This window comes from Xanthomonas campestris pv. phormiicola, from assembly GCA_025666215.1.
Classification (GTDB): Bacteria; Pseudomonadota; Gammaproteobacteria; order Xanthomonadales; family Xanthomonadaceae; genus Xanthomonas_A; species Xanthomonas_A campestris_A.
In genome coordinates this window covers 4991789-5004052 of record CP102593.1, presented here as the reverse complement: position 1 = coordinate 5004052, position 12264 = coordinate 4991789, and the positions used below count along the sequence as shown (strand labels likewise).

The 12264-nt window shown below is 70.4% G+C and carries 2 protein-coding genes; both read left to right on the top strand.

Going from position 1 to position 12264, the window contains the following annotated elements; genetic code table 11:
* Window positions 1-96 precede the first annotated feature (96 nt).
* Complete coding sequence (locus NRY95_21130; GenBank protein ID UYC16152.1) at window positions 97-8427, top strand: Ig-like domain-containing protein; 8331 nt, start codon at window positions 97-99, stop codon at window positions 8425-8427.
* An 89-nt stretch (window positions 8428-8516) separates the two neighbouring features.
* Entirely contained in the window at window positions 8517-12158 is a 3642-nt protein-coding gene (locus NRY95_21125; protein ID UYC16151.1) for a TonB-dependent receptor, read from the top strand.
* Window positions 12159-12264: the final 106 nt, after the last annotated feature.

Genomic DNA, 12264 nt, shown 5'->3' with positions numbered 1-12264 from the left:
AAGTAGGCCGCCCCGCAGCGGACGGCCGCTCGCACCCCGAATTCGCGAGGACTTCGCATGGACACCAGCGCCAGCCACCCGCTTTGCGGACATTCCGTGCCCGACCATGCCTGTCCCGCACCGGCGCGTGCGCCGCGGCTGTCGTGGTGGTGGCTGGCGCTGTTGCTGGCGGGCAGCGGCAGCGCCGCGGCGCAGTCGTATCCCGGCACGCTGTCCAATACCGTCACCGTCACCCTGCCGGGCGATACCGCCGATCCCGACGTCGGCAACAACGCCGCGGTGGACAGCAATGCCTTGGCGGCGCAGGCCGACCTGGCGGTCAGCAAGACTCTGTTGACCGGCAGCCCGGTCGCGGCAGGCGGCGCGGTGCGCTATCGCATCGTGGTCGCCAACAGCGGCGTCTCGCAGGCCGGCGGCGTGGTCGTGCGCGACGTGGTGCCGCCGCAACTCGACGCGGTCAGCTGGACCTGCGCAGCGGCGTCGCCTGCATCCAGCTGCGCGCTCGCCGGCGGTAGCGGCAATGTCGCGGTCACCGTCAACGTGGCGGTGGGCGACAGCGTGACGATCGATATCGCCGGCACCGCGCCCACGCTCACGCCCGCCACCATCGCCGCGAACACCGCCACCTTCACCCTGCCGCCGGGACTGAGCGATCCCAATCCCGGCAACGACAGCGGCACGGTGCCGGCGATCCCGGTGCAGGCCAATGCCATCGTCGCCAACGACGATGCCGGCGCCACCGCCATCGTCGGCGCCAGCGGCGGCGTGGCGGTGGCCAACGTGCTGGGCAACGACAGTCTGGCCGGCGCGGTCGCGACCGTCGCAGATGTGCTGCTGAGCCTTGTCACCCCGGCGTCCAACCCGGGCGTGACGCTGGATACCGGCACCGGCCAGGTCGCCGTGGCGGCCGGGACGCCGGCCGGCAACTACACGCTGGGCTACCAGATCTGCGAAACCGCCAACCCCGGCAACTGCGACAGCGCAGTGGTCACCGTGGCGGTGGCGGCCGCCAGCGTGGAGGCGGTGGACGACAGCGCCGGCCCGGTCAACGGCCGCACCGGCGCCAGCGCGTTGATCGATGTGCTGGGCAACGACAGCTTCAATGGCGCGCCGGCCTCGCTGGCGGCACTCACGCTGACGCCCAGCAACAGCGGTCCGCTGACCATCAATCCCGACGGCAGCGTGGACGTCGCCGCCAACACGCCCGCCGGCAGCTACAGCGCCAGCTACCAGATCTGCGAGACCCTGAACCCTGGCAATTGCGACAGCGCCACGCTGACCGTCGCGGTGGTGGCCGGCAGCCTGGATGCGGTGGACGACAGCGCCGGCCCGGTCGGCGGCCGCACCGGCGCCAGCGCGGTGCTCAATGTGCTCGACAACGACCGCCTCAATGGCGCTGCGGTGCTGGCCGCCGATGTGCTGCTGACGCCGGGCAACAGCGGCCCGCTGACGATCAACGCGGACGGCAGCGTGGACGTCGCCGCCAACACACCCGCCGGCAGCTACAGCGCCAGCTACCAGATCTGCGAAACCCTCAACCCCGCCAACTGCGACAGCGCCACGGTCAACGTCAGCGTGGTGCAGGGCGTGCTCAACGCCGCCGACGACACCGCCGGCCCGGTCGACGGCACCGCGGGCGCCACCGCGGTGACCAACGTGCTCGGCAACGACACGCTCGACGGCGTGGCGGTGACGCCGGCGCAGGTGACGCTGGCCCCGGCCAGCAACGGACCGCTGACCATCCACCCCGACGGCACGGTGGACGTCGCCGCCAACACGCCCGCCGGCAGCTACAGCGCCAGCTACCAGATCTGCGAAACGCTCAACCCCGCCAACTGCGACAGCGCCACGGTCACCGTCAACGTCGGTGCGGCCACCATCGACGCGGTGGATGATGTCGCCGGCCCGGTCGCCGGCGGCAACGGCGCCACCGCGGTCGTCAACGTGCTCGGCAACGACACCCTCAATGGCGTGGCGATCGTGCCCGCGGACATCGTGCTGACGCCGAGCAACAGCGGCCCGCTGACCATCAACCCCGATGGCACGGTGGACGTGGCGGCGAACACCCCGGTCGGCAGCTACAGCGCCAGTTACCAGATCTGCGAGGCGCTCAATCCGGCCAACTGCGACAGCGCCAGCGTCACCATCAGCGTCGCCGCTGCGACGATCGCTGCGAACAACGACAGCGCCGGCCCGGTCAACGGCCGCAGCGGCGCCAGCGCCGTGGTCAACGTGCTCGGCAACGACAGCGTCAACGGTGCGGCGGCGAGCCTGGCGCAGGTGACGCTCGCGGCGACCAGCAACGGTCCGCTGACCATCAATGCCGACGGCAGCGTGGACGTGGCGGCCAATACGCCGGCCGGCAGCTACAGCGCCGGTTACCGGATCTGCGAAACCCTCAATCCGGCCAATTGCCGCAGCGCCACGGTGACGGTGACGGTGGCCAGCGCGGCACTGCTGGCCAACGACGACAGCGCTGGCCCGATCACCGGCGGCACCGGCAGCAGCGGCGCGGTCGCGTTGATCAACGTGCTCGACAACGACACCCTGGACGGCGCCTCGTTCGTCCCTGCGCAGGCGACGCTGGTCCCGGTCGGCGGCGGCCCGTTGACCATCAATGCCGACGGCACCCTGGACGTGGCCGCCAACGCCGCCGCAGGCAGCTACAGCCTGGCCTATCGCCTGTGCGAAACCCTCAATCCGCTCAATTGCGACAGCGCCACCGCCACCGTGGTGGTGGCGGCGGCGCAGATCCAGGCCAACGACGATGCCGGACCGCCGGTGTCCGGCGTCCGCGGCGGCGTGGCCGTGGCCAGCGTGCTGGACAACGACGTGTTGAACGGCGCTGTGCCCAGCACCGCCAGCGTGCTGCTGAGCGTGACCGTGCCGGCCGCCCATCCCGGCATCACCCTGGCCACCGGCAACGGCCGCGTCAGCGTCGCTGCGGGCACCCCGGCCGGCAGCTACAGCCTCGGCTACCAGCTTTGCGAACGCAGCAATCCCGGCAACTGCGACAGCGCCCAGGTGAGCGTCACGGTGGCCGCGGGCGCGCTGCAAGCCGCCGACGACAGCGCCGGGCCGATCAACGGCGCCAATGGCGCCACCGCGCTCGTCAACGTGCTCGGCAACGACACCCTGGATGGCATGGCGGTCGGCACGGCGCAGGTGACGTTGACGCCCAGCAACAGCGGCCCGCTGACGATCAATCCCGACGGCACCGTGGATGTGGCGGCCGGCACCCCGGCCGGCAGCTACAGCGCCGGCTACCAGCTGTGCGAGGTGCTCAACCCCGGCAACTGCGACAGCGCGACCGTCACCGTGCTGGTTGGCGCGGCCAGCTTGCGCGCCAACGACGACAGCGCCGGCCCGGTGAACGGTCTTTCCGGCGCCACCGCGGTCACCCAGGTGCTGCGCAACGACACCCTCAACGGGGTGGTGGTCAGCGCCGCGCAGGTGACGCTGACCCCAAGCAGCAACGGTCCGTTGACGATCAATGCCGATGGCACGGTGGACGTGGCGGCCAATACCGCGGCCGGCAGCTACAGCGCCAGCTATCAGGTATGCGAAGCGCTCAACCCGGGCAATTGCGACAGCGCCACGGTCACCGTGACCGTGGGCAGCGGCAGCCTGGACGCGGTGGACGACATCGCCGGCCCGGTGAGCGGCACCGGCGCCCTCGCGGTCATCAACGTGCTGAGCAACGACACCCTGGGCGCCGCCGCCGTGTCGCCGGCGCAGGTGACGCTGACCCCGAGCAGCAACGGCCCGCTGACGATCAATGCCAACGGCACGGTGGACGTGGCGGCCAATACGCCGGCCGGCAGCTACAGCGCCAGCTATCAGCTGTGCGAAGTACTCAACCCGGGCAACTGCGACAGCGCGACCGTCACCATCACGGTCGCGACCGCCGCGATGCAGGCGCTGGACGACAGCGCCGGTCCGGTCAACGGCAGCAGCGGCGGCACCGCGGTCGCCAACGTGCTGGCCAACGACACCCTCGACGGCGTGCCGGTGACGCCTGCGCAGGTGACGCTGACGCCGAGCAACAGCGGCCCGCTGACCATCAATCCGGACGGCAGCGTGGACGTCGCCGCCAACACCCCGGCCGGCAGCTACAGCGCCAGTTACCAGCTGTGCGAAGTGCTCAACCCAAGCAATTGCGACAGTGCCACGGTCACGGTGACCGTCGGCAACGGCACCCTGCTGGCCAACGACGACAGTGCCGGTCCAGTCAACGGCAGCAGCGGCGGCACCGCGGTCGCCAACGTGCTGGCCAACGACACCCTCGACGGCACGCCGGTGACGCCTGCGCAGGTGACGCTGACCCCAAGCAACAGCGGCCCGTTGACGATCAATCCCGACGGCAGCGTGGACGTCGCCGCCAACACCCCGGCCGGCAGCTACAGCGCCAGTTACCAGCTGTGCGAGGTGCTCAATCCGGGCAACTGCGACAGCGCCACGGTGACCGTGACCGTCGGCAACGGCACCCTGCTGGCCAACAACGACAGTGCCGGTCCGGTCGACGGCGCCAGCGGCGGCACCGCGGTCACCAACGTACTGGCCAACGACACGCTCAACGGCACGCCGGTGACGCCATCGCAGGTGACGCTGACCCCGAACAACAGCGGCCCGCTGACGATCAACCCCGACGGCAGCGTGGACGTGGCGGCGAACACCGCGCCCGGCAGCTATACCGCCAGCTACCAACTGTGCGAAGTCGCCAATCCCAGCAACTGCGACGGCGCCACGGTCACCATCACCGTGGGCAATGGCAGCCTGCAGGCCAACGACGACAGCGCCGGTCCGGTCGACGGCGTTGCCGGTGGCACCGCGGTCACCAATGTGCTGACCAACGACACGCTCAACGGCACGCCGGTGACGCCATCGCAAGTGACGCTGACCCCGAACAACAGCGGCCCGTTGACGATCAACCCCGACGGCAGCGTGGACGTGGCGGCGAACACCGCGCCCGGCAGCTATACCGCCAGCTACCAGCTGTGCGAAGTCGCCAATCCTGGCAACTGCGACGGCGCCACGGTCACCATCACCGTGGGCAATGGCAGCCTGCAGGCCAACGACGACAGCGCCGGTCCGGTCGATGGCGTTGCCGGTGGCACCGCGGTCACCAATGTGCTGACCAACGACACGCTCAACGGCACGCCGGTGACGCCATCGCAAGTGATACTGACCCCGAACAACAGCGGCCCGCTGACGATCAACCCCGACGGCAGCGTGGACGTGGCGGCGAACACCGCACCCGGCAGCTACACCGCCAGCTACCAGCTGTGCGAAGTCGCCAATCCTGGCAACTGCGACGGCGCCACGGTCACCATCACCGTCGGCACCGGTGGCCTGCAGGCCAACGACGACAGCGCCGGTCCGGTCGACGGCACTGCCGGCGGCATCGCGGTCATCAACGTGCTGGCCAATGACACGCTCAACGGCGTGGCGGTGAACCCTGCACAGGTGACGCTGACGCCGAGCAACAACGGCCCACTGACGATCAATCCTGACGGCAGCGTGGACGTGGCGGCCAATACCGCGGCCGGCAGCTACAGCGCCAGCTACCAGCTGTGCGAAATCGCCAACCCGGGCAACTGCGATAGCGCGACAGTCACCATCACCATCACCGTGGGCAATGGCAGCCTGCAGGCCAACGACGACAGCGCCGGTCCGGTCGACGGCGTTGCCGGTGGCACCGCGGTCACCAATGTGCTGACCAACGACACGCTCAACGGCACGCCGGTGACGCCATCGCAGGTGACGCTGATCCCGAACAACAACGGCCCGCTGACGATCAACCCCGACGGCACGGTGAACGTGGCGGCCAATACCGCACCCGGCAGCTACAGCGCCAGCTACCAGCTGTGCGAAATCGCCAACCCGGGCAACTGCGATAGCGCGACAGTCACCATCACCATCACCGTGGGCAATGGCAGCCTGCAGGCCAACGACGACAGCGCCGGTCCGGTCGACGGCACTGCCGGTGGCACCGCGGTCACCAATGTGCTGACCAACGACACGCTCAACGGCACGCCGGTGACGCCATCGCAGGTGACGCTGATCCCGAACAACAACGGCCCGCTGACGATCAACCCCGACGGCACGGTGAGCGTGGCGGCCAATACCGCACCCGGCAGCTACACCGCCAGCTACCAGCTGTGCGAAATCGCCAACCCGGGCAACTGCGACGGCGCCACGGTCACCATCACCGTGGGCAGCGGCGCCGTGCTGGATGCGGTGGACGACAGCGCCGGTCCGGTGAACGGCACCGCCGGCGCCATCGCGGTGATCAACGTGCTGGCCAACGACACCTTCAACGGTGCGCCGGTGGCGGCAGCCGACATCGTGCTGGCACCGGTCGCCGCCGGCCCGCTGACGATCAACGCCGACGGCAGTCTGGACGTGGCCGCCAATACCGCGGCCGGCAGCTACACGCTGGCCTATCGGATCTGCGCAGCGAGCAATCCTGCCCGCTGCGACAACGCAACGGCCACGGTCGCAGTGGTGGCGGGCATCGTGCAGGCACAGGAGGACACGGCCTCGGTCGCGCAGAACACCACGGTGCTGGTGTGGGTGTTGACCAACGATTTCCACGAAGGCGTCCCTGCCGATACCACGATGGTATCGCTGAGCAGCGTCACCACGCCGCAGGCCGGCACCGTACAGATGCGGGGCGATGGCAGCCTGGCGTATACCCCGGCGCTGCACTTCAGCGGCGTGGATACCTTCAGCTACACCGTCTGCTCGTCGAGCAGGCCGCTCGACTGCGCCACCGCGGCGGTGGTGGTGACGGTGGCCGCAAACGACATCGCGGTGGTGGACGACCGCGCCAGCACGGTGCATCCGCAACCGGTGAGCATCGCCGTGCTGGCCAACGACAGCACCACCGCCGCACCGATCGACCCGGCGTCGCTGAGCGTGGCGGTCGCACCGGGCAATGGCGAGGCCCGCTGCGCGCAGGCGGCATGCGTCTACACGCCGGTGGCCGACTTCGTCGGCGAGGACCGCTTCAGCTACCGGGTCTGCGATATGTCCATCCCCGAGCGGATGTGCGCGGTGGCGCAGGTGACGGTGGCCGTGGCCGCCGACCCGGTGGTGTTGCGGGTGAGCAAGCAGGCCGCGCAGCGCAGCGTGCGCATCGGCGACCTGGTGCGCTACACGCTGACCGTGGAGAACGTGGGCGCGGTGGATGCGGTGGGCGTGGCCCTGCTGGATACGCCGCCGCCCGGCTTCAGTTACGTGCATGGCCAGTTGCAGGTCGGCGACGCGGACGGCGCCGGTGCGTTGACCGGCACCTCGCCGCTGCGCGTGGCGGCGGTGGATATCGCCAGCGGCCAGCGCGCGACCTTCGCCTATGTGATGCGCGTGGGCGCCGGCGTCGGCCCCGGCATTCACACCAATCGCGCGCTGATGCAGAGTGCCGACGGCAGCCAGATCAGCAATCTGGCCAGCGCCGATGTGGAGGTGGTGGGCGACCCGATGCTGGACGAGAGCCTGATCGTCGGCAGCGTCTTCGATGACCGCAACGGCAACGGGGTGCAGGATGCCGGCGAACTCGGCGTGCCCGGCGTGCGCATCGGCTCGGCCGAAGGCTTGCTGATGGAGACCGATGCCCACGGCCGCTTCCACCTGGTCGGCATCGCGCCGGCGGCGGGGCGCGGCAGCAACTTCATCCTCAAGGTGGACGCGGCCACGCTGCCGCCAGGCACCGTCTTCACCAGCGAGAATCCGCGCGTGCGGCGCATCACGCCAGGCTTGCCGGTGCGCTTCGACTTCGGCGTGCGCCTGCCGGACGCAGGCCCGCCGGGCGCAAGCCTGGATCGCGGCGGCGAGCGCGGCCAGCGCCAACGCGATGCGGCGTATCCCGAGGTGGAACTGGGCCAGGCGCTGTTCGAACCGGGCAATGCGCAGCTGCGGCAGCGCTACGCCGGCACGCTCGAACGCATCGCGCAGCTGCTGCGCGAAGCCGGTGGCGGCCATCTGCAGCTGCCGTTGCATGGCGCTGGCGAAGCGCTCGGGTTGCAGCGTGCGCAAACCGTGCATGCCGCGCTGGCGGCGCAGCTGCCGGCGGACGTGGCGGCACAGACCCGGGTGGAACTGCGCGATGCCGGCAGCGCGCCGCCGCTGCTGACGGTGAGCGATGCGATCGGGCTGGGCGAGGCGTTGTTCGAACCGGGCGGCACATCGTTGCGGCCGCAGTACCGGCCGCTGCTGGAGCCGATCGCGCAGGCGATCAACCGGCGCGGCGGTGGCGTGGTGGAGATCGCCACCGGCCGCGGCGCGCAGGACGCCGCATTGGGCCGCCGCCGCGCGCAGGCGCTGGACGCCGCGCTCGCGCAATGGCTGCAGGCGCAGGTCCGACCCCGATTGCGGGTGCAGGCAGCGCCGCCTTCCGACGCCTCGGCCGATGCCGGCCGCCCCTGAGGAGAACAGCGATGGACATGGTCAAGACAGGGGTTTGCACGCGTCTTTTCGGGGCGTGGATGGTGGCGGCGCTGGGCGCGATGCCGGCCATGGCGGCGGAAACGGCCGAACTGCGCAGCGCCGAGGAACGCAGCGGCGAAGAGCGCGAAGGCGAGGCGTCGGTCGAATGCGACATCGACGGTTGCCGTGCCGGCGACACGCTGTTGTTCCGCGTGCGCGAGCCCGGCACCGCACGCGCGCCGCTGCAAATCGAGACGGCGGCGCCGTCGGCGCCGGCGAGGATGCCGCGCCCCGTGGCCGCTTCCACTCCCGCCAGCGATCGCGCGCTCGCGCCCGGCCAGTTGGCCATCGACCTGCCCGGCGGCGGCATGATCTGGGCCACCGAAGACCCGGCGATGACCGAGCCGGTGTTGAACGTGCAGGCCAGCAGCATGGTGCCGTTCGAGAACGGCCGCATCGCGCGCCCGGTGCGTTTCCATGGCTACAGCAACTACGCCTCGTTCATCGAGCGGGTGCAGGTGAGCCTGTACCGCGGCAGCGACACCGATCTGGTCACGCCATTGGCGACGCTGGCGCTGCCGGCGGCCAGCGTCGGCGAGGCGCAATGGGACGGCGCGTTGCCGGCGTCGCTGCACCTGCGCGAAGGCGACGAGCTGCTGTACGTGGCGCGCGCCTACGGCCACGACGGCAGTTTCGACGAGACCGTGATCCAGCGCATGCAACTGGTGTCGCAAGCCGATTTCGAACGCGGCGCGCAGCAACTGCGCACCCAGGTGCAACGCACGCTCGGCCAGGCGCTGGATGCCGAGTCCGCGCAGTCGCTGGAGATCAGCAACGCCATCTACGGCCAGAACGCGCTGCGCCTGCAGAACATCCCGCTGTACGGCTCGCGCGTGCGCGTGCACGGCCGCGACATCGCCGCCGGCACGCGCCTGACCATCAACGGGCAGATATTCCCGGTGGACCAGGAAGGCAAGTTCGTCGCCGAATTCCTCGAGCCGGTGGGCAGCCATCAGTACCGCATCGAGGCCGCGCGCCAGGACGCGCCGCCGCTGCGCAGCAGCATCGACGTCAACGTGACCGGCCGCTATGCCTATCTGGTCGCGCTGGCCGACCTGACCCTGTCGCAGAACCGCAGCAGCGGCAATACCCAGCCGCTGCTCGAGGCCACGCGCGACCAGCACGACTTCCTCAGCGAGGGCCGGCTGGCGTTCTACCTGAAAGGCAAGCTGCGCGGCAAATACCTGCTCACCGCGCATGCCGATACCCGCGAGAACCAGATCGGGCAGCTGTTCGACGGCTTCACCGATGCCGATCCGCAGGACGTGTTCCGGCGCCTGGATCCGGACCTGTACTACCCGGTGTACGGCGACGACTCCACCACCTACCGCGACGTCGACACCCAGGGCAAGCTGTACCTGCGCGTGGATTGGGACCAGAGCCAGGCGCTGTGGGGCAATTTCGCCACCGGCATCACCGGCACCGAGTACGCCCAGTACAACCGCTCGCTGTACGGCGCCGCGCTGGACTGGCGCGCGCGCAACGCGACCGCGCTGGGCGAGCCGCGCACGCGGCTGAAGGTGTTCGCCTCGCAGGCGCAGAGCGCACCGGGACACAGCGAATTCCTCGGTACCGGCGGCAGCCTGTACTACCTGCGCCATACCGACGTGCTGCCCGGTTCCGAGCAGGTGGTGCTGGAGGTGCGCGAGCGCAGCAGCGGCCGCGCCGAGGCGCGCGTGACCCTGCAGCGCGGCGTGGACTACGAGATCGACGAGATGCAGGGCCGGCTGCTGCTGACCCGGCCGCTGGCGCAGGTGACCCGCGAGAACGTGCGCACGCTGACCCGCGATACCCCGCTGGACGGCTACGAACAGCGGCTGCTCGCCGATTACGAATACGTTCCCACCGGCTTCGACGCCGACGACACCAGCGGTGGCGTGCGCGGCCGGCATTGGCTGGGCGAGCACCTCGCCGTCGGCGCCACCTACATCCAGGAGAACCGCAGCGGCGAGGACTACACGCTCAAGGGCGCCGACCTGACCCTGCAGGCCGGGCGCGGCACCTACCTGAAACTGGAAACCAGCCGCAGCGCAGCCACGGTGGCGCCGATCTTCTATTCGGACAACGGCGGCTTGAGCTTCGTCCAGCGCAATCCGCTGGGGCAGGCGCGCGCGGGCCGCGCGCATGCGCTGGAGGCGCGCGCCAACCTGAAGGAACTGGGCTGGACCGAACAGGAATGGACGCTGGGCGCCTGGCACCGCCGGGTCGATGCCGGCTTCTCGGTGTCGCGCTTCGATACCGGGGCGGAGGTGGAGGAATACGGCGGTGAATTCCTCGGCTATTTCAGCGACGCCTTCAGCCTGTACGGCCGCTACAGCCGCGTGCAGCGCGATGCGCAATCGCTGCAGCAGGCCCAGCTCACCGGCGACTGGCGGCTGGGCCAGGATGCGCAGCTGGGCGCGGAACTGCGCAGCGTGCAGGAGCGCCTGCAGAGCGGCGATGCCGACGCGCTGCTGGCGGCGCTGAGCTACCGCCAGCGCGTGAACGACACGCTGGAGCTGTACGCCACCGGCCAGTACACGGTGGACGACGACAGCGGCCGCTACGATCGCAACAACCTGCTCACCCTGGGCGCGCGCTATCTGTTCGGCGACCGTTCCAGCGTCGGTGCCGAGGCCAGCAGCGGCAGCCGCGGCCAGGGCGGCAAGCTCGACGCCGAATACCGGCTGAGCCCGGACCACACCGTGTACGGCGCCTACAGCTACAGCACCGACAGCACCGAACGCGACCCGCTGCTGGACAGCAGCCTGCAAAGCGGCTGGACCCTGGGCCAGCGCTGGCGCGTGAGCAACCAGGTCAACGTCTACAACGAAAGCCAATACCTCAAGGACCGCCGCAGCGACAGCGCCGGCCTGGCGCATACCTTCGGCCTGGACTTCACCCCGGCACCGGGCTGGAACCTGGGCTTCACGGTGATGGACGGCGCACTGGACGCCGCCAGCGGCCGCGTGGACCGCCAGGCCTACAGCGTCAACGGTGGCCGCACCGATCCGCGCATGCAGTGGGCCAGCAAGCTGGAGTACCGCCGCGACCGCGGCGCCGAACAGCGCGAACAATGGGTCACCACGCACCGTCTGCTGTTCAAGCTCAACGAGGACTGGCGCATCGCCGCGCGCGCCAACTACGCCGACACCCGCGACGACCTCAACCCGCTGGCCGGCGCCAAGCTGGCCGAGGCCAACCTGGGCTTCGCCTGGCGCCCGCACGACACCTCCCGCTGGGCCGCGTTCGGCAAGTACACCTACCTCTACGACGTCGCCTCGCTGGGCCAGGACGGCGGCAACCGCTACGACCAGCGCTCGCAGGTGCTGTCCTTCGAGGGCATCGTGCAGTTGAACGACCGCTGGGAACTGGGCGGCAAGCTGGCCGGGCGCTGGGGCGAGTACCGCGCCGGCCGCGGCCGCGGCAGCTGGCTCGACAGCCGGGTGGACTTCGCCGCGGTGCAGCTGCGCTACCGGCTGATCGCGCAATGGGACGGGCTGGCCGAATACCGCTGGCTCGGCGTGCAGGACGGCGGCGATCGGCGCGGCTGGCTGGTCGGGCTGGATCGGCAGGTGTCGGACAACTTCCGGGTCGGCGTGGGCTACAACTTCACCACCTTCAGCGACGACCTGACCGCGCTGGAGTACGACCAGCGCGGCTGGTTCCTGAACCTTTCCGGTTTCTACTGACGGTGTCGGCGCGGCTGGCCCCGCAGCCGCGCCGGTCGCCGCTGCGCCGTGGGTGCGGCGCGCCGCGGACGCGCGGCGATTCACGCGGGTTTGCGCACCGCCTGGG

What these genes read in the sequence shown, in the direction of transcription:
- NRY95_21125 (UYC16151.1), top strand. Translation starts at nt 8,517, where the DNA reads ATGGCGGCGGAAACGGCCGAACTGCGCAGCGCCGAGGAACGCAGCGGC.